This is a genomic window from Streptomyces sp. NPDC033165, from assembly GCF_055577965.1.
Genome location: NZ_JBVIPK010000017.1, coordinates 22,639 through 48,704, shown reverse-complemented (window position 1 = coordinate 48,704; position 26,066 = coordinate 22,639). Strand labels below are relative to the sequence as shown.

Genomic DNA, 26,066 nt, shown 5'->3' with positions numbered 1-26,066 from the left:
CATCCGACGTTTGGGATCTGCCTGGTCCCCGCGAACGAACGACCCATGGATGTGTAGTGCCCCGGTTCTCCGTCATCGTGCCCGCATTCCGGGTCCAGGCGTATCTGCACGCGTGTCTGGATTCCTTGCTGAGCCAGTCCTTCAAGGACTACGAGATCATCGTGGTCGACGACCGCTCCCCCGACGCCTGCGGTCCGATCGCCGACGAGTACGCCCGCCGGGATCCCCGCGTCACCGCCGTCCACCTGCCCCGCAACACCGGTCTCGGTCCGGCCCGCAACGCCGGGATGGCCCGGGCGCGCGGCGACTACCTGATCTTCCTCGACGGCGACGACACCCTGCTGCCGGACGCGCTCCAGGCCATCGCCGACCGGATCGGGTCGACCGGCGAACCCGACGTGCTGATGTACGACTACGCCCGGACGTACTGGTCGGGCCGCAGCGTGCGCAACATCCTGGCGGCCCATCTCCACGAGAGCGGCCCGGCCTCCTTCCGGCTCACCGACCGCCCCGAGCTGCTGCAACTCCTCATGGTCGTCTGGAACAAGGCGTACCGCCGCGCGTTCGTCGAGGCCGAGGGCTTCACCTTCCCGCCCGGCTACTACGAGGACACTCCCTGGACCTATCCGGTGCTGATGTCGGCCGGGTCGATCGCGGTCCTGGACGCGGTCTGCGTCTCCTACCGGCAGCGGCGGCGCGGCAACATCCTCTCCACCACCAGCGAGAAGCACTTCGACGTCTTCGACCAGTACGACCGGGTCTTCGCGTTCATCGACTCCCGCCCCCCACTGGCTCCCTGGCGGCCGGTGATGTACCGGCGGATGCTCGACCACTACTCGGCCCTGTTCGCCTCGCGGGACCGGCTGCCGCCGCACAGCCGGGCCGCGTTCTTCCGCCGGGCGACCGCGTCCTGCCGCCGCCATCACGCGCCCGGGGCTCCGGCCCCCCGCCGCGCGCTGCTGCGGCACGGGCTGATGCGGCTCGGTGCGCGGCGCACCTACCGGACACTGTCGGGGGCCCAGCGGCTGGGCGGGCGGCTGCGCCGGGGCTCGGCCGCGGTGCGCCGGGCGGTGCGGGGTGCGGCGCACCAGGTGCACTACCGCATCCAGTTGCGGCTGCCGCTGCGCTCCCGGGACGCGGTGTTCGCGGCGCGGGGGAACCGGGGCTTCACGGGCAGCCCGGCGGCGATCGAGGCGAAGGCGCGCGAGCTGGTCCCGGGGCTGCGGACGGCGTGGATCTGCCGCCCCGTCGACGCCCACACCGTGCCCACCGGCACCCGGCACCTCGCGCCGGACACCTTCGCCTACTGGACGGCGCTGGCCCGCTCCACGTACCTCGTGAGCAACGCCTCCTTCGACCGCCGGCTGGTCAAGCGCCGGGGGCAGGTCCTGCTCCAGACCCACGAGGGCACTCCGCTGCGGACCGTGGGCACCGATCTCCTGGACCGCCCCGCCGCCGCCCGGGGCACCGACTTCGAGCAGCTGCTGCGCTCCGTGGACACCTGGGACTTCTCGCTCTCCGCGAACCCGCACGCCACCCTCGTACGGGAGCGGGCCTATCCGTCCGCGTACACGACGCTGGAGTACGGCTCCCCGGGCAATGACGTCTATCACCGCACCGGCCAGGCCGATGTGGCCCGGCTGCGCGAGACGCTGGGAATCCCGGCGGGCAGTACGGCCCTGCTGTACGCCCCGGAGCACCGCGACTACCGGCGGGCGCAACGGCCGGTGCTGGATCTGGAGCGGCTGATCCGGGTCCTGGGCCCGCAGTTCGTCATCCTGGCCCGTACGCCCCACCCGGTCGACCCCGGCGGCGGCCGCCGTACGCCGCATCCCCGGATCATCGACGTCGGCGCCCACCGGTCCGTCGAGACGCTGGCCCTCGCCTCCGACGCCCTGATCACGGACTACGCGTCGCTGATGTTCGACTACGTCAACCTGGACCGCCCGGTGGTCCTGCACCTGGAGGACATCGAGGCGTACGAAGCGGCACGGGGCACGTACTTCGACATCACCGCGTTCCCGCCCGGCATCATCGCCCGCAGTCAGGACGAGCTGTTCGACATCTTCGCCACGGACCACTGGCGCGGCTCCCGCTCGGCGCAGCTGCGGGCCGCCTTCCGGGCCCGGTTCTGCCCGTACGACGACGGGTACGCCGCCGAGCGCGTGGTGCGGCGGGTCTTCCTCGCGGAGACGGACGGGCTGCCGCTGCCGGTGCCGTCCACGGCGCACCGGATGCCCGGTGCGCTGCCCGCGCAGGAGGAGAGGGCCCGGTCCTGGGCCCGGGCCCGGGAGCTCCCGGCGGCTTCAGCGCTCCAGGAACGCTGACCCGGTCCGCGCGCGGCAGCGCTGAGCGCTCAGCGCTCCAGGAACGCGAACAGCTCCTCCCAGCGGCGCAGCGTCTCCGGCTCGGAGAACCGCTGCGCCCCGGACCGCGCGCGGGCGCCCATCGCGTCGCGCAGCCGGGGGTTGCCGGTCAGCCGCAGCAGCCGGTCGGCGAGGGCGGCGACGTCCCCGGCGGGGGCCAGGAGCCCGTCCTCACCGTCCCGGACGATCTCGCGGACGCCGGGCGCGCAGTCGAAGGCGGCACACGGCAGACCGCAGGCCATCGCCTCCAGCAGCGCGAGCGGGAAGCCCTCGCCGCGGGAGGACTGGACGAAGACCGAGGACTGCGCGAGGGCACGCTCCACGTCGTCGGTGCGGCCCATCCACTCCACGGACGCGTCGAGCCCGAGGTCCGTGCACTGCTGCTTCAGGGCGGCCTCGTCCTCCCCCGCCCCGTACACGCGGAGCTTCCAGTCGGGGCGGGCGGGCGCGACCAGGGCCCAGGTGTCCAGGAGCAGGTCGATGCCCTTCTGGTCGCTGAGGCGGCCGATGCTGGCGACGGTCCGCGCGGTGCGCGGGGAGGGAACGACGGGCAGCCGGGAGAGGGCGTTGGGCAGGAAGCCGACGTTGTCCATGCCGTCCCCGGCCCACTGGTCGGCGTCCTCCTCGGTGAGGACGAGCCAGTGGTCGAGGTCCTTGTAGTGCTTCCTGATCCAGCGGTAGCGGTGGCTCGCGCGGGAGTAGCCGTAGGACTCGTGGCTCATCCCGATGACCCGCAGCCCGGTGGTGTCGGCCTCCCCGACCCACTCCATCGCCCAGACCTGGGTGACGATGACGACCGCGCCGGGGCGGGCTGTCGCGAAGAGTTCCGAGAGCCGCCCGACCGCCTGCTTCTTGGCGGCTGCCCTGGCCGCTTCCCTGCGGCGGGTGGGGATGCGGAAGCGGTCGCGGATCCCGTGGGGCGTCCAGGGGGTCGGCGGGTGGGACGGGTAGAGGGCGGTGACGGGGTGGGCGGGCTGTTCGGGCAGCGCCATCTTGAGGTCGGAGGCGTGGATGCCGATGGTGTGGACCCGGTGGCCCTGGTCGGCGAAGAGGCGGGCGGTCTGGTGCATCCAGCCGGTGACGCCGCCGAGTTCGTCGGTGCTGTTGGAGACGATGAAGATGTCGCGGCTCATCGGCCGGCCCCCCGGTCGTGGTCGGTGATGTGGCGGGTTCCCAGGGCGTCCCGGGAGCCCGGATGGCCTGGGGAAACCGGAGAGCCCGGGGAAACCAGGGGGCCGAACACGGCCGCGACGGTCCTGCGGGCCGCGTCACCGTCGTCGTAGATCCCGAACTCCGCTGCGAAGGCGGCGCGTTGGGCGGCGTGGCGCGTCTCGGCCTGCTTCAGCTCCGCGAGGGCGGCGAACAGCTCGTCCTGGGTCTCGGCGACCGGGCCCGGGGCCTTCTCCCGCAGGTCGAAGTAGCTGCCGCGCTCGGCCGCGTACGTGTCGAGGTCGGGGGCGAACAGCACGATCGGCCGGTCGAGCAGTGCGAAGTCGAACATGATCGAGGAGTAGTCGGTGATCAGGACGTCGGTGAGGGCGAGGACCTCACTGACGTCGTGGTGGCGCGAGACGTCGACGACGGTCCCGGGCGGACAGAGCGGCAGCCGCGCCGTCTCCAGGTAGTGGGCCCGGACGAGCAGGGTGTGGGTGTCCCCGAACCGCTCCGCGAACTCCCTTACGTCCAGCAGGAGTCGGGCCCTGCTCCGCTTGCCGGGGCCGCCCCGGAACGTCGGCGCGTACAGCACGGTCTTCTTGTGGTCGTCGAGCCCGAGCGCCCCGGCGAGCGGCGGGCGCGGCAGCCGCCCCTGGGTCTCGGACCGGGTGCGCTCGGCGACCAGGGCGTCGTTGCGCGGGTAGCCGGTGCGCAGGAGCCTGTCCTCGGGCAGCCGGTAGGCGCGGGCGAGGGTGCGCACGTCGTGCTCGGAGCGGACGAGGAAGTGGTCGAAGCGGTGGACGGCCTGCTGGAGCCGCTCGCGCTGCGGGGCGTTCTGGAGCCGTACGCGGGTCTCGTCGAAACCCATCCGCTTGTACGCGGAGCCGTGCCAGGTCTGGAGGTAGGTGGTGTGGGCGGGCTTGCGCAGGGGGAGCGGGAAGCCCTGGTTGTCGACCCAGTACTCGGCGCGGGCCAGCGCCCACAGATAACGCCAGGACCAGCGGCGTACGAGGCGGGCGTCGTCCGGGAAGCCGTCCGGGGAGGAGTCGTAGGCCCAGGTGGCGTGCAGCTTCAGGCCCTGGCGGCGGATCTCCTCGTACAGGGCGCGCGGGCTGTCGCCGTAGCAGGTGCCCATGTGGCTCTCGAAGACGACGGAGCCCCGGCGGACGGGAAGCCGGGTGAGCCAGGTGTTGTGGAGGGAGGTCTTGAACCCCCGGGAGCGGTAGCGGCCCAGGCGCCGGCTCAGGGCGCGGATCAGGAGCTTCGCCTTGCGGGCGGGCCGGAAGTGCGTGGCGTAGCGGATCAGCCGGTGGGTGGTGCGGGCCGGGCGGCGGCGTGCGGTGAGGCGGAGCGCGAGGTGGTCCTTGACGGTGATGTAGGGCTCCCAGGTGTCCCCGGCGAGGGGCCCGAGGCGGGGCCGGGCGGCGAACCTGAGCGCGCCCGGCACCTGGTCCTGCGGGGCGAACGGATCGCTGACGGACCGGGGGCCGTCGGGGCCGTCGGCCTGTACGGTCAGCCGCGCGTCCCACGCCGTGTCGCGTACGCCGACGGGGCGCAGGAGGCGTGCGATGTCGGCGCGCGCCCGCCAAGTGATCCCGGTCCCGTCGTGCCGCACCTCCTCGACCGGGAACGCGACGGCGCGCGCCCCGCCCCGGGCCCGGAACTCCAGGGTGGCGGTGAGCGGCGCGCCGGGGGCCGGTCCGCTGTGGCCGGGCAGCACGAGGCGTCCTTCGAGCAGCAGGCGGCCGCCGTCAGAGGCACATCGGGTGAGCCGGTTCATCAGCCGCTGCTCACCGAACTCGCGGTGCTGGTGGCCGAGTTCAGTGACATCGACCGGGCACCGCTCGTCCCACCGCACCCGCCCGCCCGGCCCCGTGACGAGCGGCGCGCACACGGTGGCGGGCCTGCTCAGCGCGTACGCCGCCGCGAGGACCCCCTCCTCGTCGCCCCGGGCCAGCAGCCGCACCGCGACCCGCTCAAGCGGGGGCAGGCTCGGCCGGTCCGGCGGGAAGGGGCCGGTCAGGACGCGGGCTGCGGCTGCGGCGGCCCGCTCGCGCCGGGCGGCGGGCAGCCGGGGGAAGGACTGGACTAGCGGCACCAGATGGTCGCGGGCGAAGGCCTCCTCCCGCGCCTCGCGCAGCTCGGGCAGTCCGCGCGCGACGAGGGTGTTGGCGACCCTGCGGTGGGCCTCGACCAGGGCGGTGAGGTCGCGGGCCCGGTCCGGGACGGCCCGCCCGGTGACGATCAGGCGGCGCACCAGGGCGATCCGGCCGACCGCGGCGGCGGCGAGCGGGCCGAACAGGATCTCGCCGTGGGCCAGGTCCTCCTCGTATCGCAGCCCGTGCAGCCGGACGGCCTCGCGGCGCAGGCAGAACCCGGTCACCAGGGCGTCCCTGACGACGAGTTCGGGGGCCTCGGTGAAGCGGGCGAGGGTGCGGGAGCGGGCGTACAGCCCGCTCTGCCAGGACGGCTCCCGTTCCCTGCCGTCCTCGTCGGCGGCCCGGCTCCAGCGGCCCGCGACCAGGTCGGCCCGGCTGCGTTCGCCCGCCTGCCAGAGGTTGCGGCAGGCGTGCCGCTGGAGGCGTTCGCCGGGGGCGAGCACCAGCACGTACCGGCCCGTCACCGCGTCCAGGCCCGCGTTGCGCAGGGCTCCGGTGGTACGGACGGCCGGGTCGGCGTGGACGAGGCGGACGCGGTCGGGGGCCCGGTCGGCCAGGGCGAGGGCGGCCGTGCGGGTGGCCGCGTCGGCGGTCGAGGCGAGGACGACGACGGCCTCGGAGGCCCGCAGCGACTGGCCGAGCACGGAGTCCACGGAGGCGCGCAGGGCGTCGGCCCCTCCCCGGCCGCCGCTGTCGCCGCCGTCCCCGCCGCCGGTGATCACACAGCTGAAGTCGCTCATGACTGCTCCCCCTTGAGCATCCGGTCGACGACGCGCGCGGCCGCGCTCCCGTCGTCGAGGTCGCAGAACGCCTCCCGGAACCGTTCGTACGCCTCCCGGTGCCCGGCGGTGGCGGCCTCCGGCTCGCGCAGGGCGGCCACGATCCCGGCGGAGTCAGGGATCAGGGGGCCGGGGGCGCGGTGCTCGAAGTCGAAGCAGAAGCCGCGCAGGGTGTCGCGATAGTGCGCCAGGTCGTAGGTGTGGAAGAGCATCGGGCGGCCGGTCTGCGCGAAGTCGAACAGGATCGAGGAGTAGTCGGTGACCAGGACGTCGCTGATCAGGAGCAGTTCGGCGACGTCCGAGTGGCGCGAGACATCGCGGACGAAGCCGGTGTCCGGGACGCTGCCGCCGACGAGGTAGTGGCGGCGCACCAGCAGGACGTGATCGTCCCCGAGGGCCTGGCGGGCCTCCTCCAGGTCGAGCCGGAGGTCGAGCCCGTAGCGGCCGCCCTGCTTGGGCCGGTCCTCGCGCCAGGTGGGGGCGTAGAGGATCACCCGCCGCCCCTCGGGGATCGCGAGGCGTTCCCGTACGGCGGCGGCGATCTTGGCCCGGTCGGGGGCGTGCAGGAGGTCGTTGCGCGGGTAGCCGCACTCCAGGACCTCGCCGGTGTGGCCGAAGGCGCGGCGCAGGACGGGGGTGGAGAAGCTGTTCGGCGAGACGAGCACGCTCCACTGGGCGGCCCGGTGTTCCATGGAGGCCATGTAGGCGGTGTCGGCGTAGGGGGTGCCCGCGAGGTCGCGGCCGATGCGCTTGAGCGGGGTGCCGTGCCAGGTCTGGACGACGCACTGGCCCTCGGCCCGCTCGAACCACTCGGGGAGGTGGGTGTTGGTGACGATCCACCGGCTGCGGGCCAGCGCCTCGTGCCACTCCGCGCTGTGCAGCCCGACGGGGCGGACCCCGTCGGGAACGGCCGTCTGCTGGTCGCGTACGGCCCACAGATGCTCGATGCCCGTTCTCCGGTCGGCCAGTTCGCGGTGGATGGCGCGGGGCGAGTCGGAGTACTGCCGTCCGTCGAAGCTGGAGTAGAGGACGGCCGGGCGCAGTCGGTCGGCTGCGGTGACGCGCAGTGCGGCGTACCGCTCGCGCTGCACGCGCTGCCCGTAGGCCCCTCTCTCCTCGGCCGCCAGCGCGCTGCCGGACTCCAGGACGAGCCGGTCGTGATAGCGCCGCTGGAGAGTGAAGTCCCGGCTGTGGGCGTGCTGTTGCCGGGGCAGAGTGTGGTGCAGGGAGGTCCTCAGCCGCAGCGGCCGGTAGGCTTCCGCATCCCGCTCCCCCGGCTTCCGCAGGAACGGATACCACCGCCCCTCGGCCAGCGGCAGCGGTCCGCCGGGTCCTTCGACGGCGGCGGGTGCGAACACGGCCCGGAAGCGGTCGCCCTCCCCCCGCTCCAGCGCGATGACGACCTCCTCGTGGTGGCCGCTGTGGCGCAGGACCAGTTCGCGGGGGCCGCCCGTGGGCTCGGGAAACGTGCCGGTGAGGGTCAGCGACGCCTCGTCCCACTCCACGCCGGTGACGACGGGCTGCACGGCCCGGTCGGTGAGCACCAGGTCGCCGGAGGGGTTGGGGGCCGCGTACAGCTCACGGCCGCCGGGCAGCGGGTAGCACCCGTCCTCGCCGTCGGTCCGGGCGGCAACGGTCAACGGCTTTTCCTCGCCGACGAGTTGGACGCCCCAGATGTCCTCCTCGCCACGGAAGACGCTGAGCGGGATGTCCGCCGCCCGGGAGCCGAGCGAGCCGCGCAGGGCGAACTCCCGGGTCTCCTTGGTGCGCCACTCGGTGAGCCGCAGGGCTACGGGCCCGGCGTCGCCGAGGACCTTCACCTCCAGCCGTACGGCGTCCTCGACCGCCGACTGCCCGGTCAGGACGGCGGCGACGCGTTCGGTGCGCAGCTCCAGCTTGTTGCCGGACAGGACGGGGACGATACGGGTCCGCTCGTCGGTGTACGTCACGGCGGGCGGCGCGGGGGTGCCGACGAGCCGCATGGGGCCCCGGCGCGGACGGCCCGCGCCGATGACGACGACCTCCGGCTTCCACGTCGTACGCCCACCGCCGCCCGTGCCCTTGGCGGCGAGCCTGCGCGGGTCGACGACGGCCTCGAACCCGGCGCGGTCGTAGCGGTGGAGGGAGCGGCCGGAGCGGGCCGTGGCCTCGTCGCCCGGGACCGGGCGCGTCCGCAGCGGGATCATCCGCTTCCCGGACCGCAGCCACCCGAGCCGCACCGGGCCGCCGGGGGCGTTGCGCACGTAGGCGTATCCGGTCAGACGGAGCAGCCCGTCCCGCCACACGGCCTCGGTGAGGTGGGCGTGGACGGGGAGGTCGGCGGGGGCCAGCGCGGTCGTGGCGGGCGGCAACGGGGCCTGGACGGCCGGGTGGTGGGCGCGGGGGCGGAGCAGCCCGCGTACATGGAAGGTGTCCCGGTCCTTCTTCTCGTCGGCGAGGAGGGCGAGGAGTTCGGCGAGGCGGCGTTCGCGGATGAGCTGCCATTTGACCCTGAGATGCAGGGGCAGTCCGGTGAGGACGCCGGGCTCGACGGTGGCGGCGAAGGCGCCCGCGTGGTCGAGGAAGGCCTCGTGGAACTCCGCGTCGCCCTCCGGCAGGGCCTCGATGAACAGCCACAGGTCCCCGGAGAGCGCGTGGGCGTCGTAGCGCCGCTTGGCCTCGGCGGCCCCTGCCGCGCCCGGCCGTTCGGCGAGGAATCGGCTGACGGTGGTGACGGCGGTGACCCGGTCCCGGATGCCCTTGGGGACGGCCCGCCGGGTGGTGATCGAGCCGTCCCGGTCCCGCCAGTGGTAGACGGGCTCCTCGACGACGTCGACCGAGCGGGCCAGGAAGTGGGCGGGCAGGACGACGGCGATGTCCTCGTACAGCACCCCGGTCGGGAAGGCGAAGGCGTGTTCGTCCCAGAAGGACCGGCGGAAGACCTTGTTGCAGGCGATGCGGTCGCCCAGCAGCACCCAGTCCCGGGTGACATGGGTGGCCGAGCGGGCCTTCTCCATCGGCCTGCGGTACATCGGGGACTGCTCCAGCTCCCCGTCGGCCCGCAGCCTGAGCACGTTGCCGGTGGCGAAGTCGGATCCGGAGCAGTCGAGTTCGGCCAGCATCCGGGTGTAGGCGCCGGGCGGGACGAGGTCGTCGCTGTCGACGAACGTCAGGAACTCCGCCTCGGGATCGGCCTCGCGGACCCCGGCGTTGCGGGCCGCGCCGAGCCCGGCGTTCTCCTGCCGGACCAGCCGGAACCGGGGGTCCCGGTCCACGAACTCCTGGGCGAGGACAGGCCCGTTGTCGGTGGAGCCGTCGTCGACGAGGACGACCTCCAGGTCCTCCATGCTCTGTTCGGCGAGCGAGGACAGGCAGGCACCGAGGTAGTCCTCGACGTTGTAGAGGGGGACGACGACGGTGAGACGGGGTGCCATCGCAGCGCACGATCCTTTCGGGCGGACGGCATCAGGGGGTGCCGGTCGAGGGGCGTTGAGGGGCCATGGGGTACAACCCGCACCGGGGGGACCGGTCACCCGAGGGGGTCCATTCGGGTGACCGCGAGGGCGGGGTCACGCGTACGGGGGCGCGCCGGTGACGTGTTCGAGCCCCGTGCCGGGAGGGGCACGGGGCTCGGTGCTGCCGTGGGGTCCGGCCTCAGGGTTTGACGGCGATCCGGCCCTCGTCCATGCGCAGCAGCAACAGCCGCTCGCCGGTCTTGTCGAGGAACTCGTCGACTGCCTGGCGCGATCCCTGCCAGTAGCCGTAGTCGTCGATCAGGAGGACGCCGCCGCTGACCAACCGGGAGTACAGGTGCTCCAGTTCGTGCTTGGTGGAGGCGTACCAGTCGGTGTCCAGGCGCAGAATCGCGATCTGTTCGGGGGCCTGCTCGGGGACGGTGTCCTCGACCCGCCCCTGCACGTAGTGGATGCGCTCCTCGGGGTAGGGCACATGACCGAAGCCCTCCTTGACGTCGTCCAGGGACGCGACGGCCCAGATCGGCCGGTCCTTGCCCTGGGCGTCCAGCAGCTCCTGGGCCGGGCGGCCGTCGCGGCGCAGGTCCTCGGCGGTGGGCGGGGTCATGCCCTCGTACGTGTCGAAGAGGTACAGCTCGCGCTCGGTCTCGCCGACGGACAGCAGGGTCCGGGCGCAGGCCTGCATGGAACCGCCGCGCCAGACCCCGCACTCGACGACGGCGCCGGGGATGTTGTGGCGGGCGATGTGCCGGGTGGCGAGGATGAAGGCGTTGAGCCGCTCCGGCGAGGTCATCGAGTAGGGCTTGACCGCCCGGATGATGTCCTTGGCCTCGTCGTCGTAGTCCTCCGGGAACGCGAGGTCCGGCTTCTTCGCCTTGGGCTTCGGGGCCGGGGCCGGGAGGGGGTCGGCCGGGACCGGGGCCGGGTCGTCCGGGGCCGTACGGGCGGCGGGCACCGTGACTCGCCTGAGCTGATATCCGGTGAGCTGCTGAAGGACGCCGTTGACGGCGTTGCGCCAAGCCATGCCCCGGGACAGTACGCGCGGTTTGCGCGACATGTCATTTTTCGTCAACCTGCCATTGATCCCTGTTCCGGCGCCTGTTCGGCTGCGGGGGCCTGTTCGGGGACGGGCGCGGCCTCCTGGGTTCCGGCGGTTACGGGGGCGGCCTCGGTCCTGCCGCAACGCTCGCGGCCGTCCAAAGGGCGGGGCAGCGGGACGGCGTCCACGCCGCCGACCCGGTTCGCCCACCAGACCGCCAGCTCCCGCACGGCGAACATCGTCAGCCGGGGATAGCGCTGCGGCTTGCGGAAGACGCCGACGGAGTCGCCCCAGTAGGCGGCCTTCCTGTCGATGGCCCGGTAGTCGTGCCAGATGCCCTTGTTCGGCGGGAAGTCGGTGTAGGCCTCGCGCAGTTCGAGCCGGGAGTGAGCGGCGAGCGCGCGGAACCCGTCGGGGTAGTAGCGCCAGCAGTCCTGCGCGTCGTGGACGTGGCCGCGCGAGGGGGCGGTGATGAACGCGTGACCGCCCGGCTTCAGAACCCGGGCGATCTCCAGCATCGACGCCCAGAAGAACGGGATGTGCTCGAACGCCTGCCCGGAGAGCACGACGTCGGCACTGTTGGACGGGGCGGGGATGCGGTACGGCTTCTTCATCACGGCGTCCACGTTGGGCCCGTCCTGCACATCGACCCCGAAGTAGTCGATGGAGTGCCCGGCCAGCAGAGCCCGGTGGGTGCGGGTCTGCTTGCCGGAGATGCGGGAGCCGAGGTCGACGACCCGGTAGGTGCCGGACGCGGCCCCTTCGGCAGCCCCTCCGGCAGGCCCTTCGACAGGCAGGTACTCCTTGATGCAGAGTTCCATCTGCTCGTAGGCGGACCGGTGCATGGACGTCTCCCAACATGGCGGGGTGAGCGAACTGTTGGGCACAACGACCACGCGAGGCAGAGGAACCGGCGCGGGGAGCAGGCCTTGAGCCGTTCGGGTGGCGGGCCCCTCGTCACCCGAGCGGCGCGAAGAACCGCCGTACCACGCGTTCGGCCGCGCGCCCGTCGTCGTACGGGCAGAACCGCTCCCGGAACGCGGTGCGCAGCGCGGCCGACGCGGGCGAGCGCCACTCCCCCGTCCGGAACACCTCGGCCAGCCGGCCGTAGGTGGTGGTGACGGTGCCGGGGGTGTCGCCGGGCCGGCCGGAGAGCAGGTCGAAGTACGTACCGCGCGTGGTCCGGTAGGCGTCCCAGTCGGGGGCGTGGACGACGATCGGGCGGTCCAGGCAGGCGTAGTCGAACGTCAGGGACGAGTAGTCGGTGATCAACGCGTCTGCGGCCAGGCAGAGTTCCTCGACGCGGGGGTGGGAGGTGACGTCGACGGCCCGGCCCCCTTCCGGCCCGCCGATCCCGGCCGTCCGTCCGTAGAAGTAGTGGGCGCGGACCAACAGCACGTATTCCGGCCCCAGTTCGCGTGCCAGCCGTTCAGGGTCGAGGTCGGGTACGAAGCCGTCGCGGTAGTCGCGGTGGGTCGGGGCGTAGAGCAGCGCGGTCTGCCCCTCCTCGATGCCGAGTCCGGCGCGGATCTGCGCGATGTCCTCGGCGGTGGCGGTGAAGTAGACGTCGTTACGGGGGTAGCCGAGGTCGAGGTGTTCGTAGGAGGCGTCGCCCGGGGCCGGGTAGACCCGGTCCCAGACCTCGGTGCTGTGCGGGTTGGCGGAGAGGCTGAAGTCCCACTGGGCGACATGGGCGAGGATCTTGCCGAAGTCGGCCTTCCGGGCGAGGGCGGGGTAGGCGCGCTGGTCCAGACCCATGGTCTTCAGCGGGGTCCCGTGGTGGGTCTGGAGGTAGCGCTGACCGGGGCGCTTGGTGAAGCCGCCGGGGAAGCTGGAGTTGTTGACCAGGTAGGTGGCGGTGGCCATCGCCCGCCAGTAGGGGCGCGAGCCCTCGATGACGTACGGCACACCCGGCGGCATCCGGTCGCGGTGCCGGGAGGAGACCACCCACAACCCCTCGATGTGCGGGGCGAGTTCGCGGGCCCGGGCGTGGATCGCGGCGGGGTTGCAGGCGACGCCCCGGTTCCAGTACGCCCCGTAGACGGCGAGGTTCGGGTCGAGCGGGCGGTGAAGGTCGGTGCGGTAGGCGGCCCGCATCGCCTGGCGACGGACGAACCGCTTCGCGGACGCGGCGGACAGGGCAGGCGCACGACGGGGCATGGGAGCCGAGGGTAGCCGCGCCCCGGCGCGCCCGGCCGCCCGCGTTCACCCGTTCGGGGCAGCGCCGGTGACCCCGGGGCCCACCCTCGGTTGACCAGGACATGAAGCCACCACTCCTCAGCGTCGTCGTCCCCGTCCACAACGTCGAGGACTACTTGGAGGACTGCCTGCGCTCGGTGGCGGAACAGAGCCTCGAAGCGATCGAGGTGGTCATGGTCGACGACGGTTCGACGGACGGCAGCGCACGGATCGCGGCGGAGTTCGCCGCCCGGGACGACCGCTTCCGGCTGGTCCGGCAGGAGAACGCGGGCCTGAGCGCGGCCCGCAACACCGGCGTCCGGCACACCGCCCCCACCGTGCCCTACCTGGCGTTCGCGGACAGCGACGACATCGTCGTGCACGACGCGTACGAGCGGATGACGGCCTCGCTGGAGTCGACCGGCTCCGATCTGGTGACCGGCAATGTGTGGCGGCTGACCGGGCAGGGGCGGCAGCAGGCCTGGCAGTACCGCTGGCTGACCGCCCCCCGCCCCCGTACCCACATCACCCGGGACCCGCGCCTGCTGGCCGACCGGGTGGCGTGGAACAAGGTGTTCCGGCGGTCCTTCTGGGACGCGCACGCCTTCGCCTTCCCCGACGGCAAGCTGTACGAGGACACCCCCGTGATGATCCCCGCGCACTATCTCGCCGGTTCCGTGGACGTCCTGCACGAGCACGTCTACTACTGGCGGGTGCGGGAGGGCTCGATCACCCGGCGGCGTACGGACGTCACCGGCGTACGGGACCGGATCGCGGCGTGCGAGCAGGTCAGCGCGTTCCTGGGCGGCCGGGACGCGGCGCAGCGGCAGGCGTACGACGCGTCCTGTCTGCGCGACGACTTCGGGTACTTCCTGGACGGCCTGCCGATGGGCGGCCACGCGTACCGGGCGGCGTTCCTGGAGGGGGCCGGGGCGTTCCTGGACCGGGCGGGGAACGGGGTGCTGGAGGGGCTGCCGGTGGAGCTGCGCATCAAGTGGTCCCTGGTGCGCGAGCGGCGGCTGGACGATCTGCTGGCGGTGCTCGCCTTCGAACGGTCCAACGGGGCAGGCGTGTTCGCCGTGAAGGGCCTGCCGGGACGACGGAGGGCGGTGTACCCCGGCGTGCGCGGCGCGAGCGCCCGGCTCGCGCGTACGGACATCCCGGCGGTGGCCCGGCTGCTGGAGGCGCGCTGGGGCGCGGACGGGAAGCTGCGACTGCGCGGGTACGCGTATCTGCGCAACCTCCCGGCCGGGCCGGCGCGGCAGCGGGTCACGGTGGGGATGGTCCGGGCGGCGGGCGGGGGCCGTCAGGTGCGCGCGGTGCCGACACGGTCCGTTCGTGAGCCCGAGGCGACGGTGAACTCCGGTCAGGAGCTGCACAGTTACGACCACGCGGGCTTCGAGATGGTCCTCGACCCGGACCGGCTGCCCGCGACGGCGGAGGGCGGCTGGCTGGTCGGCCTGGTGCTCGCGGGGGGCGGGACGGTCCGCCGGGTGGCGGTGCGCGCCCCGGACGCGGGCGCGGACCAACCGCTCGTGCACGACCTGGGTGACGGGCGGCGGGCGGTGCTCGACTACCGGGGCGGCCGGCTGCGGCTGACGGTGTCGCGGCTGCGGGCGCTGGCGGAGGCACACGGCGCGGTGGAGGCGCACGGTTCGGCGGAGGGGGCGGGCACGCTGGAGCTCGTCGTCCGGGTCTTCGGCGGGGCGGCCTCCCCCACGGCGCTGCTGCTGGCGCGCGAGGGGGCCAAGGAGCGTTCGTTCCCGGTGGAGTGCGGGGCCAAGGAGCGTTCCTTGCCCGTGGGGTGCGGGGCGGAACGGGTGGCTGCGGCGGCTGGGGCCGACGGGAGGTTCACGGTCCGCGTTCCGCTCGCCGGACTCGCCGCCGTACCGCCCGCCCCGCACCGCGCCCCCCGCGAGGTCGAGGCGGAGACCGGGGCGCGCTGGCGGGCCCGGCTGCTGCTCGCCGACGGCACCCGCGTGCCGCTGCCCGCCGCTCCGGACCTGCCGCCGCCCGCGTGCGCGGACGCGGCGGGGAACCTGGTGCTGGATACGGCGGGGGTACCGGTCGCGGACCGGGTGGAGGTGGTGGGTGATGCGCGGGGAGCGGTGGTGGGTGGCGCGCGGGAAGCGATGCCTGACGTGTCAGGGGCGGTACCGGACGCGCGCGGAGCGATGCCCGGCACGTCAGGGGCGGTGCGCGTCTCGGGGACGTACGGCGGTGTCCACGGCACCGGCCCCGCCCGTCTCCTCCTCTGCCACGAGACGCTGCACGAGACGGTCCCGGTCGCGGAAGCGGCCGTGGACCGCGCGACGGGCCGGTTCTTCGCGCTGATCGTCCCGCCGCTCCCCGAGGGCCGCTGGGGCCTCCGGCTGGACGGTCATCCCGTGCGCGTCCTCACCTCGCTCGCCGCGCGCCTCCCGCTCGGTGACGGGGCCCTCGCCCTGGAGCGGCGGCACGGCGACCGGCTGACCGTCGTCGCGGGCCCCGCGCTCCAGGGCGCCGAGCGGGGCGCGTACGGCAGGCGGCTCCTGCGCGCCGCGCGCTACCGCGACCGGCGCACCGCGCCCCTCCGCGACACGGTCCTCTACGCGGGCGGCGACTCCCCGCGCGCCGTCCACGCCGAGCTGGTGCGCCGGGGCACGGACGCCGAGCACCTGTGGGTCACCGGGACCGCGCCCGGCCGCATCACGCACGTCCCGCCGGGCGCGACCGCCGTCCCCGTGCACAGCCCCGCCTGGTACGAGGCGCTGGCGCGCTCACGCCGGATCGTCACGGACGAACAGCTGCCCGTGTGGTTCGAGCGGCGCACGGGGCAGACCGTCGTCCAGACCTGGCACGGCACCCCGCTCGGCCGCTTCGGCACCGGCCTGGCGGACACCCTGTACGCCGACCACCAGTATCTCGCCACCCTGGCCCACCGTTCGGCCCAGTGGTCGGTGCTGGTCTCCCCGAGCCGCTTCGCCACCCCGTGGCTGCGCCGGTCGCTCGCGTACGGGGGCGAGGTGCTGGAGGCCGGTTCGCCCGCCAACGACGTGCTGTTCCCGCCGGACCGGGACAAGGCCGCCGAGGAGGTACGGCGGGGGCTCGGCATCCCGGCCGAGCACCGCGTCGTGCTGTACGCCCCGACCTACCGCGACCAGCTGGCCCACCCCCCGTCCGCGTCGCCCGACCGCACGGCCCCCGGCCCCTACCGCTGGGACCCGGCGCTCGACCCGCACGCCCTGGCGCGGGCGCTCGGCCCCGGGCACACCGTGCTGGTCCGCCGGCACCCCCGGGTCACCGGTGCCGCGCAGGACGGGCCCGGCGTGCTCGACGTCTCCGGGCACCCGGGGGCCGCCGGGCTGCTCCTCGTCGCCGATGTCCTGGTCACGGACTACGCGGGGCTGATGTTCGACTTCGCCCTGACGGGCCGCCCGATGCTCTTCCACGCGTACGACCTGGAGCACTACCGGGACACGGTGCGCGGATTCTGCCTGGACTTCGAGACCCGGGCTCCCGGGCCGCTGCTGGTCACGACGGACGAGGTGGCGCAGGCGCTGCGCGACACCGGGTCGCTGGCGGCCCGGCACGCCGACGCGTACGAGAGCTTCCGCCGCGACTACTGCGACCTGGACGACGGGGGCGCGGCGGCCAGGGTGGCGGACCGGCTGCTGGCGGACTGAGGGCTGTCCCGTCGTCCCTGGTGGATCACGGACTGTCCCGCCGCACCCGGTGGATCAGCGCACGGCGTCGGATCCGGTGCATCGCACGGCCGGAGGGACGTGCGCGTACGGGATGTGTGCGGGCATTCCGGCAACGCGGCGAGGTGCCGTAGCTGTCGTCGCTGTCGTCGCGCGCCCGCCGGGAATTGCGGGGCAGCCCTTGGACACTTCTCGTCAGACACTTTCCCTCGGGAACCGGCACCCGGAATCCCTCGGACGAGTGGCGGCGGGGAGAGCGGGCCCGCCGCACGGAACCCATCAGATGTGTCCCTCTCCCCCACGGCCTCCGCCCCGTCCGGCCTCCCGCCCTCCGCCGCACCCGACGGCGACACCGCGGCCCGGCCTCCCGTGTGGCTTTCGCCGTATCTGCTGCTGGGCGGTCTGCTCTGGGCCGTGCTGTCGGCCGCCGCCTGGCAGGCGCCGCTGTGCTGCGAGGCGGGGCTCCAGGCGGCGGTCGTCGAACGCCTGCGGGTGAACCTGCTGCACCCGGCGTTCCCGATGACGGACCTGCCCGCGGTGGCGAGCTCGCACTACTCCCCGTACGCGCTCGTCCAGGGGCTGGCCGCCCGCGCCGCCGGATTCTCCGGGGCGTCCGTCGTGGCGCTGGTCGCCTCGGTCAACCTGCTGCTCCTGCTCACCGGGATCGGGCGGCTCACCCGGCTGCTGACACCGAACCGCTGGGTGCCGGTCCTCCTGCTGGTGCCGGTTGCCCTGATCCACTGGGCGGACCCGGCCCGGTGGAGCGCGCCGAGCACGTTCGCGGTCGCGGTCACCCTGCACCTGTGGGCGTGGACCGGTCGCACGGCGGCCCGCGTTCCCCGCCCGGGCGCTCCGAAACCGGGCCGGGTGCCCCGGTGGGGCGAGGCGGCGGGCATCGGCGTACTGCTCGGGCTCGTCCTGCTGGTCCACCCCCCGACGGCGATCGGCGCGGCACTGGGGTGCGTCGCCCTGATCGCGGTCCGGACGCGGACCCGGGTCCGGCCGACCCTGCGGCGGTGGGCGTGCGCGGCGGTGTGCGCGGTGGCCGTGGCGGCGCTGTGGCCGTACTACAACGGGCTCACCGCCCCGCCCACCCCGCCCGGCGGCCGGACCACGTCCCCGCCGGCGGCCGAGGGGGTGCGGGCGGCCGGGGAGCCGTACTCCTGGGCGACCGCGTACGTCCCGGCGGGCGAGGTGGTCCTGACGGACAGCCGCCCCGCGATGTACGCGCTGGCCGGGCACGGGGCGTACGTACTGGCCGACGCGCTGCCGGACGCGGGACTCGCGGCCACGGAGCGGCGCGAACGGAGCCGGGCGGTCGCCGCTTACCTGGACGCGTCGACCCCGCAGGCCCGGCGGGACCGGATCACCGCCCGGTACGGCGTGCGGTGGCTGCTGCTGACCCGCTTCCAGCGGCTGCCGGAGAACGCGACGGTGCTGGCGTTCAGTACGCGCACGGGCGAGGTACTGGCGCGGGTGCCGGGGCGCTGAGGCGGTGCCCTCGGCCGCCTCAGCGGTCGCCGAGAACTCCCCGGTCTCCGCTCGGGCCTGCTTCAGCGCTCAGGCCTGCTTCAGCGCGGCGACCGCCGAGGCGGCCAGGTCGTCCAGGTAGCCCGTGGGGAGCTCGCCGCGGACGACGACGAGCCGCCAGTAGAGCGGCCCGACGATGAGGTCGAGCGCCCGGTCCGGATCGCTGCCCTCGGGCAGTTCGCCCCGGGCCACCGCCTCCCGCACGACGACGGCGGCGATGCCCTGCTGCTGGTCCAGCAGGGCGGCCTTGATCGTCTCGGAGATCTCCGGATTGCGGGCCGCCTCGACCAGCAGGTCCGGGATGACCTGCGAGGCGATCGGGTGGCGCAGGGCGTAGGCGGCCAGTTCGAGGACGGCGCGCACATCCCCGTACAGCGAACCGGTGGCCGGGGCGGGCATCCCCTGCGCGGCGACGACCGCGACCAGGTCGAGGACGAGGGCGAGCTTGGACTTCCAGCGGCGGTAGACGGCGGTCTTGCCGACCCCGGCCCGCCGCGCGATGCCCTCGATGGACATCCGGGCGAACCCCACCGCCGCGAGCTCCTCGAAGACGGCGGCGCGGATGGCATCCGTCACGTCCTCGCGCAGGACGGCGGCGCCCGCGGGGGCTCGGCGGCGGGTTCCCCGTTCGGTGGTCATGGCCCGCATGATAGTCGGCCACGACGAAACGGTTGCGTTGCGACGTAAGAACGTCCTACTCTCGGCGTTACGACGATACGGTCCCGTCCCAACGATGGCGTCCCTACGGGACCGTACCGTTCCGCTCCTTTCCACCCCTCCCGCTTCCGTCGAAGGTGACCGTTCGTGGCAAGCCAGACAGCAGCCCCGCCATCCCAGGTGAGCGCCCCCGTCCACGCCCCCGGTGAGCTGGCCGCCCTGGCCGCCCGGCACGGCCTGACGGTCAGCGGGGCGCGGCCGTCGCTGCCCGCGTACATCCGGCAGCTCTGGGGGCGGCGGCACTTCATCGCCGCGTTCGCGACGGCCAAGCTGACGGCCCAGTACAGCCAGGCGAAGCTGGGCCAGATCTGGCAGATCATGACGCCGCTGCTGAACGCGACGGTCTACTACTTCATCTTCGGCGTCCTGATGGACACCAAGCGCGGGGTGGAGGACTTTGTCCCGTTCCTGGTCACGGGGGTCTTCATCTGGACCTTCACCAGCAGTTCGATCACGGCGGGCACCCGGGCGATCAGCGGCAACATCGGGCTGGTGCGGGCCCTGCACTTCCCGCGCGCCTCGCTGCCGGTGGCGCTCGCGCTGCAACAGTTGCAGCAGCTGCTGTTCTCGCTGGGCGCGCTGACCCTGATCCTGCTGGTGTTCGGCCAGTACCCGCGCCCGTCCTGGCTGCTCGCCATCCCGGCGCTCGCCCTCCAGGCGCTGTTCAACACCGGGGTGTCGATGGCCGTGGCCCGGCTGACGGCGAAGACCCCGGACATCGCGCAGCTGACGCCGTTCGTGCTGCGGACCTGGATGTACTCCTCCGGCGTGATGTGGAGCCTGGACCACCTGCTCGCCGGCGACCGGGTGCCGCACGCGGTGATGGTGCTGCTGGAGTACAACCCGGCGGCGCTCTACATCAACCTCGTGCGGTACGCGCTCATCGACAGCTACAGCGCGACGCAGCTGCCGCCCTATGCGTGGGCGGCCGCGGCCGGCTGGGCGCTGCTGTGCGGCGCGGCGGGATTCGTGTACTTCTGGAAGGCCGAGGAGACGTACGGACGTGGCTGAGCTCAAGGTTTCCGCAGACCCGGGCGTCCCCACCGTCGTGGTGGACGACGTCCACATCACGTACACGGTCAACGGCGCCCGTACGGGCAGGGGAAGCGCGACCTCGGCGCTCAGCCGGCTCACTTCGCGCCGCCGCACCCCCGGCGCACGCCAGGTGCACGCCGTGAAGGGGGTGAGCTTCGCCGCGTACAAGGGCGAGGCGATCGGCCTGATCGGTTCCAACGGCTCCGGCAAGTCGACGCTGCTCAAGGCGATCGCGGGGCTGCTCCCGCCGAGCCGGGGCAAGGTCCACACCCAGGGGCAGCCCTCGCTGCTCGGGGTGAACGCGGCCCTGATGGGCGACCTGACCGGCGAGCGCAATGTGGTGCTGGGCGGGCTCGCGATGGGGATGACGCGCGAGCAGATCCGCGAACGCTACGACGAGATCGTCGACTTCTCCGGCATCAACGAGAAGGGCGACTTCATCACGCTGCCGATGCGCACGTACTCCTCCGGGATGGGCGCCCGGCTCCGCTTCTCCATCGCGGCCGCCAAGAGCCACGACGTACTCCTGATCGACGAGGCGCTGTCCACGGGCGACGCGAAGTTCCAGCGCCGCAGCAAGGACCGGATCAAGGAGCTGCGCGCCGAGGCGGGCACGGTCTTCCTGGTCAGCCACAGCAACAAGTCGATCACCGAAACCTGCGACCGGGCACTGTGGCTGGAGGCGGGCACGCTGAGGATGGACGGCCCGGCGAAGGAAGTCGTAGCGGCATACGAGGCGTTCACGAACCGCAAGTAGCCGTCGGATCAGCCCTGCCCACTTCTCCTGGCGCATCCGGCCCGTCCGGCGCTTTGAGGACACCTTTCAGCCGACATCCTCCAGCCCGTCGAGCCCCACGCCGAGGGGGTCGGCGCCCCTGACAGGCACCGGCCCCCTCACCCCCGTACGGCAACGCCTACGCGTGCGTACGCAACAACGTCCGCATCGTCCGCATGGCCACCGACAGATTCGCCAGGTCGAACGCGTCCGAGCCCTGGATCTCCTCCAGCGTCGACCGCGACCGCGCCAGGATCGCCGCGTTCTTCTCCTCCCACGCCCGGAACCGCTCCTCCGGGGTGGACGTCCCGTTGCCCACGCTCAGCACGTCCGCCGTGAGCGCCGCGTGCGCCGCGTACAGGTCCTCGCGGATGGAGGCGCGGGCCATGGACTGCCAGCGGTCGGCCCGCGGCAGCTCGATGATCCGGTCCATCAGCTGGGTGATCCGCAGCCGGTCCGCGAGGTCGTAGTACACCTCGGCGACCTCCAGCGGCTCCTTGCCCGTACGGTCGGCGATGGCGACGATGTCCAGCGCCGGGAAGGCGGACGAGAACCCGGCCACCCGCGCCGCCAGCTCGTCCGGGACCCCGGCGGCCGTCAGCTCGTCCAGGATCGAGTGGTACCACTCCAGGTCCGCGCCCCTGACCAGCTTGGGCAGCTCGTTCCAGACCTGCTCGACGCCGTCCCGGAACATCTCGATGGTCTCGGCGATGGCGACGGGCTGCGGCCGGTTGCCCAGCAGCCAGCGCGAACCGCGCTCGACCAGGCGCCGCGAGTGCAGCCGGATACGGGTCTGGACATCGGCGGCGACCTTGTTGTCGAGCGCCTCGACGGCGTCCCACACCTGGGAGAGCCCGAAGATCTCGCGGGCCGTGAACTGGGCCCGCACGATCTCCTCGATCGACGCCCCGGTCTCCTCCCGCAGCCGGTGCAGGAAGGTCGAACCGGCGGTGTTGACCGTGTCATTGACCAGGACGGTCGTGATGATCTCGCGGCGCAGCGCGTGCCCGTCGACCGCCTCGGGGAACCGCTCGCGCAGCTTGCTGGGGAAGTAGGCGTGCACCAGCTTCTGAAGGTGCGGGTCGTCCGGGAGGACGGTGGAGATCAGCTCGTCGGCCGCCGTGATCTTGGTGTAGGCGAGCAGGACCGCCAGCTCGGGCTGGCTGAGCCCCTTGCCGTTGCTCAGCAGCTCGCGGATGTGCCGGTCGGCGGGCAGGAACTCCAGCGCGCGGTCCAGAGCACCGTCGCGCTCCAGTCGACGCATGAAGCGCTGCTGGGCGTGGAGCAGGGACGGGGCCTGGGCGCAGGCGTTGGAGAGCGCGACGTTCTGCGCGTAGTTGTTGCGCAGGACGAGCGCGCCGACCTCGTCGGTCATGTCGGCGAGCAGCTTGTTGCGCTGCTTGACGGTCAGGTCGCCGTCCCGGACAAGGCCGTTGAGCAGGATCTTGATGTTCACCTCGTGGTCGGAGGTGTCCACACCGGCGCTGTTGTCGATCGCGTCGGTGTTGATCCGGCCGCCGTTGCGCGCGAACTCGATCCGGCCGAGCTGGGTGGCACCGAGGTTGCCGCCCTCGCCGACGACCTTGGCCCGCAGGTCCTCGCCGTTGACGCGGATCGCGTCGTTGGCCTTGTCGCCGACGTCGGCGTTCGACTCGGAGACGGCCTTGACGTACGTGCCGATGCCGCCGTTCCACAGCAGGTCGACGGGGGCCTGGAGAATGGCCCGCATCAGGTCGGCCGGCGTCATCTTGCTCACCGACGCGTCGATGCCGAGCGCCTCGCGGATGTGGTTGTTCAGCGGGATCGACTTGGCGCTGCGCGGGTGGATTCCGCCGCCCGCGGAGAGCAGCTCGGTGTTGTAGTCGGCCCAGGAGCTGCGCGGCAGGTCGAACAGGCGGCGCCGCTCGGCGTACGAGGTCGCGGAGTCCGGGTTCGGGTCGATGAAGATGTGCCGGTGGTCGAAGGCGGCGACCAGGCGGATGTGCTCGGAGAGCAGCATGCCGTTGCCGAACACGTCACCGGACATGTCCCCGACGCCGACGACGGTGAAGTCCTGGGTCTGGGTGTCGTGGCCCAGCTCCCGGAAGTGCCGCTTGACGGACTCCCAGGCTCCCCGGGCGGTGATGCCCATGCCCTTGTGGTCGTAGCCGGCCGAACCGCCGGAGGCGAACGCGTCACCGAGCCAGAAGCCGTACGCGACGGCGACCTCGTTGGCGATGTCGGAGAAGCTCGCGGTGCCCTTGTCGGCGGCGACGACGAGGTAGGTGTCGTCCTCGTCGTGGCGGACGACGTCGGCGGGCGGCACGACCTCCCCGGCGACCATGTTGTCGGTGATGTCGAGCAGCGCGGAGATGAACGTCCGGTAGGCGGCGATCCCCTCGGCGAACCAGGCGTCCCGGTCGACGGACGGGTCCGGGAGCTGCTTGGCGACGAAGCCGCCCTTGGCGCCGACGGGCACGATGACGGTGTTCTTCACCATCTGCGCCTTGACCAGGCCGAGGACCTCCGTACGGAAGTCCTCCCGCCGGTCCGACCAGCGCAGACCACCGCGGGCGACCTTGCCGAAGCGCAGGTGCACGCCCTCCACCCGGGGCGAGTAGACCCAGATCTCGTACGCCGGGCGGGGCGCGGGCAGGTCCGGAATGGCCTGCGGGTCGAACTTCATCGAGACGTAGGAGTGCGGCGTGCCGTCCTCCGTGTGCTGGAAGAAGTTGGTGCGCAGGGTGGCCTTGATGACGGTGAGGAAGGACCGCAGGATGCGGTCCTCGTCCAGCGAGGCGACCTGGTCGAGGGCCCCGTCGAGCTCTTCGAGGAGGCCGTCGGTCAGCTCCGTGCCCGCGCTCTGGCGGCCGGGCGACATACGGGCCTCGAAGAGCGAGACGAGCAGCCGGGTGGTGTGGACGTTGTTGCGGAGCGTGGACTCCATGTAGTCCTGGCTGAAGGTCGAACCGGCCTGCCGCAGGTACTTCGCGTAGGCGCGCAGGACCATGGCCTGGCGCCAGTTCAGCCCGGCGCCGAGGACCAGCGCGTTGAAGCCGTCGTTCTCCGCCTCGCCCTTCCAGACGGCGGCGAAGGCCTCCTGGAAGCGGGTGCGGGCGTCGTCGGCGAGGTAGCCGCCACTGCCGTTGACCAGGGGCATCCGCAGCCCGAAGTCGTAGATCCAGGCGTGGGTACGGTCCGCGCAGCGCAGCTCGTACGGGCGCTCGTCGACGACCTCGACGCCGAGCTGCTGGAGCGCGGGGAGGACGGCGGAGAGGGAGACCTGCTCACCCGTGCGGTAGATCTTGAAGCGGCGCTCGCCGGGGGCCGCGCCGACCGGCTCGTACAGGCTGAGGGCGAAGTCCTTCTCGCCCTCCTTGAGGGTCTCCAGGTGGACCAGGTCGGACACGGCGGCGCGCGGCGAGTGGTCGGCCTTGTAGCCCTCGGGGAAGGAGTGGCCGTACAGGCGCAGCAGCTCGGCGGCGCGCTCCTCGCCCAGCTCGGCGGTGAGGGCCTCCTGGAAGCCGTCGGCCCAGGAGCGGGCGGCCTCGACGAGGCGGGCTTCGATGCGGTCGGCGTCGGCGTCGGTGAGATGCGGCAGCTCGCTGCCCGCCGGGACCCGGATGACGAAGTGCAGCCGGGAGAGGATCGACTCGGTGTTCCAGGCGGTGAAGTCGACGCTGGTGCCGCCGAGCTCCTCCTTGAGGATGTCGATCAGCCGCAGGCGCACACCGGTGGTGTAGCGGTCGCGTGGGAGGTAGACGATCGCGGAGTAGTAGCGCCCGTACTCGTCCTGACGCAGGTAGAGCCGCAGCCGGCGGCGCTCCTGGAGGTAGAGGACGGAGGTGACGATGGAGCGGAGCTGGTCGACGGGCGTCTGGAACAGCTCGTCACGCGGGTAGGTCTCCAGGATCTGGAGCAGGTCACGGCCGTCGTGGCTGTTGTACGAGAAGCCCGCGCCCTCGACGACCTCGGCGACCTTGCGGCGGATGACGGGCACCCGGCGCACGGACTCCGTGTAGGCGGCGGAGGAGAACAGCCCGAGGAAGCGGCGCTCCCCGACGACATTGCCCTTGGCGTCGAACTTCTTCACGCCGACGTAGTCGAGGTAGCTGGGGCGGTGCACGGTGGCCCGGCTGTTGGCCTTGGTCAGGACGAGGAGCTTGTGCTCGCGGGCCTTGGCGCGGACGTCGGCGGGCAGGCGGTCGAAGGACGGGCTGACGGGGTGGGCCTCGTCCGCGCTGTGCTGCGGGTCGGAGCGCAGGATGCCGAGTCCGGTGCCGGGCACGGCGGCGAGGGCGTCGCTGTCCTTGAGTTCGTACTCGCGGTAGCCGAGGAAGGTGAAGTGGTCGGCGGCCAGCCAGCGCAGCAGCTCGCGGGCCTCCTCGACCTCCTCGTCGGCGAGGTCGTCCAGCGGTTCGCCGGGCAGGTCGTCGGCGATCCGGAGGGCGGCGTCGCGCATCTTCCCCCAGTCCTCGACGGTCTCGCGGACGTCGGACAGGACGCGCAGCAGGTCGGCGGTGATCTGCTGGAGGTCGGCGCGGTCCGTCTCGCGGTCGATCTCGACGTGGATCCAGGACTCGACGAGCGCGTCGTGCGGCAGCTCGGCCCTACCGTCCTTGGCCCTCTCCTGGGCGCTTCGGGTGCCCTGGGGAGCCGGGAAGGCCTTCGGGGTGCCGGGGCCGCCGGAGAGAACCTCGATCAGCTTGCCGGTGACATCGCGGCGGACGGTGACCTGCGGGTGGATCACGACGTGGATGCCGCGCCCCTGCCGGGACAGCTCGTTGGTGACGGAGTCCACGAGGAAGGGCATGTCGTCGGTGACGACCTCGACGACGGAGTGGCTGCACGTCCAGCCGTTCTCCTCGACCGTCGGAGTATGCACGCGGACGTTGGCGGTGCCCTGCGGGCGGTTCTCGGCCAGCCGGTAGTGGGAGGCGGCGGCGCCGTAGACGTCGACCGGGTCCCGGCCGCTGAGGTCTTCGGGAGCCGTATGCAGGTAGTACCGCTGAAGGTAGGCGAGCACCGTGTCCCGCCCCGGACGAGCGTCCTCGTCCGCCCCGGCGGCGGCGACCCGTGCCCGGGGGGTACCGCCCGGGCCACCGACACCACCGCCCGGGCTGTTGTCAGCTACCTGGGCAGCCCGTGCGAGCAGCTCGGCCTTGGCTTCGTCCAGCTTGGTCTGCATGTCCTCTGGCTCCTGTCGCGCGCCGTTGCGT

The 26,066-nt window shown here is 72.9% G+C and carries 13 protein-coding genes; 5 read left to right on the top strand and 8 right to left on the bottom strand.

The features are described from left to right. The first annotated feature begins 56 nt into the window (after positions 1-56). Positions 57-2,327: a bifunctional glycosyltransferase/CDP-glycerol:glycerophosphate glycerophosphotransferase gene (locus ACZ5WC_RS29315; RefSeq protein ID WP_468543645.1), complete on the top strand. Its 2,271-nt coding sequence runs from the start codon at positions 57-59 to the stop codon at positions 2,325-2,327. A gap of 29 nt (positions 2,328-2,356) precedes the next feature. On the opposite strand, the gene ACZ5WC_RS29310 is transcribed toward ACZ5WC_RS29315, so the two are convergent. The 6 genes from ACZ5WC_RS29310 to ACZ5WC_RS29285 form a co-directional block, all read right to left on the bottom strand. Further along, on the bottom strand, positions 2,357-3,499 hold the full coding sequence (locus ACZ5WC_RS29310) for a glycosyltransferase (protein ID WP_468543644.1): 1,143 nt from the start codon (positions 3,497-3,499) through the stop codon (positions 2,357-2,359). Beyond that, complete coding sequence (locus ACZ5WC_RS29305) at positions 3,496-6,420, bottom strand: bifunctional glycosyltransferase/CDP-glycerol:glycerophosphate glycerophosphotransferase (RefSeq protein WP_468543643.1); 2,925 nt, start codon at positions 6,418-6,420, stop codon at positions 3,496-3,498. The genes ACZ5WC_RS29310 and ACZ5WC_RS29305 overlap by 4 nt, the downstream gene beginning before the upstream one ends. Beyond that, a complete protein-coding gene (locus ACZ5WC_RS29300; RefSeq protein WP_468543642.1) occupies positions 6,417-9,872 on the bottom strand; it encodes a bifunctional glycosyltransferase/CDP-glycerol:glycerophosphate glycerophosphotransferase in 3,456 nt (1,151 codons plus the stop codon). The genes ACZ5WC_RS29305 and ACZ5WC_RS29300 overlap by 4 nt, the downstream gene beginning before the upstream one ends. Before the next feature lie 220 nt (positions 9,873-10,092). Next, complete coding sequence (locus ACZ5WC_RS29295) at positions 10,093-10,968, bottom strand: TylF/MycF/NovP-related O-methyltransferase (RefSeq protein WP_468543641.1); 876 nt, start codon at positions 10,966-10,968, stop codon at positions 10,093-10,095. A gap of 11 nt (positions 10,969-10,979) precedes the next feature. After that, positions 10,980-11,795, bottom strand: a complete 816-nt coding sequence (locus tag ACZ5WC_RS29290; protein ID WP_468543640.1) for a methyltransferase domain-containing protein — start codon at positions 11,793-11,795, stop codon at positions 10,980-10,982. Between the two features lie 112 nt (positions 11,796-11,907). Continuing rightward, entirely contained in the window at positions 11,908-13,047 is a 1,140-nt protein-coding gene (locus ACZ5WC_RS29285; RefSeq protein ID WP_468543712.1) for a CDP-glycerol glycerophosphotransferase family protein, read from the bottom strand. A gap of 164 nt (positions 13,048-13,211) precedes the next feature. On the opposite strand from ACZ5WC_RS29285, the gene ACZ5WC_RS29280 reads away from it, so the two are divergent. Both ACZ5WC_RS29280 and ACZ5WC_RS29275 read left to right on the top strand, forming a co-directional pair. After that, positions 13,212-16,793, top strand: a complete 3,582-nt coding sequence (locus ACZ5WC_RS29280; protein ID WP_468543639.1) for a bifunctional glycosyltransferase/CDP-glycerol:glycerophosphate glycerophosphotransferase — start codon at positions 13,212-13,214, stop codon at positions 16,791-16,793. A 303-nt stretch (positions 16,794-17,096) separates the two neighbouring features. Beyond that, entirely contained in the window at positions 17,097-18,302 is a 1,206-nt protein-coding gene (locus ACZ5WC_RS29275; RefSeq protein WP_468543638.1) for a hypothetical protein, read from the top strand. 69 nt (positions 18,303-18,371) lie between these two features. On the opposite strand, the gene ACZ5WC_RS29270 is transcribed toward ACZ5WC_RS29275, so the two are convergent. Continuing rightward, positions 18,372-18,980: a TetR/AcrR family transcriptional regulator gene (locus tag ACZ5WC_RS29270; protein WP_468543637.1), complete on the bottom strand. Its 609-nt coding sequence runs from the start codon at positions 18,978-18,980 to the stop codon at positions 18,372-18,374. 165 nt (positions 18,981-19,145) lie between these two features. On the opposite strand from ACZ5WC_RS29270, the gene ACZ5WC_RS29265 reads away from it, so the two are divergent. Together ACZ5WC_RS29265 and ACZ5WC_RS29260 are read left to right on the top strand one after the other, a co-directional pair. Continuing rightward, positions 19,146-20,069 carry an ABC transporter permease gene (locus ACZ5WC_RS29265; RefSeq protein WP_468543636.1) on the top strand — a complete coding sequence of 308 codons (924 nt, stop codon included), beginning with the start codon at positions 19,146-19,148 and terminating at the stop codon, positions 20,067-20,069. Continuing rightward, on the top strand, positions 20,062-20,850 hold the full coding sequence (locus tag ACZ5WC_RS29260) for an ABC transporter ATP-binding protein (protein WP_468543635.1): 789 nt from the start codon (positions 20,062-20,064) through the stop codon (positions 20,848-20,850). The genes ACZ5WC_RS29265 and ACZ5WC_RS29260 overlap by 8 nt, the downstream gene beginning before the upstream one ends. Before the next feature lie 157 nt (positions 20,851-21,007). Here the strand turns inward: ACZ5WC_RS29260 and ACZ5WC_RS29255 are convergent, their stop codons facing one another. Continuing rightward, entirely contained in the window at positions 21,008-26,035 is a 5,028-nt protein-coding gene (locus ACZ5WC_RS29255; RefSeq protein WP_468543634.1) for an NAD-glutamate dehydrogenase, read from the bottom strand. Between the last annotated feature and the right edge of the window lie 31 nt (positions 26,036-26,066).